Source organism: Methylobacterium sp. J-030 (assembly GCF_022829545.1).
Classification (GTDB): Bacteria; Pseudomonadota; Alphaproteobacteria; order Rhizobiales; family Beijerinckiaceae; genus Methylobacterium.
The window spans coordinates 1-376 of sequence record NZ_JAKSYM010000248.1 but is presented as its reverse complement, the minus strand read 5'-3'; the positions used below and the strand labels follow the sequence as shown (position 1 = coordinate 376).

Annotated in this window: 1 pseudogene; it reads right to left on the bottom strand. The window is 67.0% G+C overall.

Annotated elements, in window-relative coordinates:
* Positions 1-174: 174 nt before the first annotated feature.
* Positions 175-376, bottom strand: a pseudogene (locus tag MKK75_RS17880) (hypothetical protein); the annotation flags it as partial.

Below are 376 nucleotides of genomic sequence, written 5' to 3'. Positions count from 1 at the left end.
CAGTCCAGCGGCGACGGTGAAGCAGGTCGTCAGGAAGCCGACGGGCTTTGAAAGCCACACGGCAAGGCCGATGATCGGACGGTCCAGCATCAATCCTCAAGCTCAGCGCATCGAGCCGCCAAGCAAGATAGCGCGACCGTGTTTCCGGAATCAGTATGTGCCTTCTAGCTCAACTCAGGCATAGGGGCTGCCGGACACGTCCCCGAGCGCCTTCCGCCGGAACAGCGTGCGCCATCGCCCCCTCCGATGCCCCGGCCGGTCGTGGATCAGGTGGCACCGCTGCCCGAAGGCCGCGAGGTTGGCGGCCGCATGGGCGGATGGTCTACCACCTGGGCGATGGGCGCTGGTGGGATGCGGATGCCGCCCGGTGGCGCGA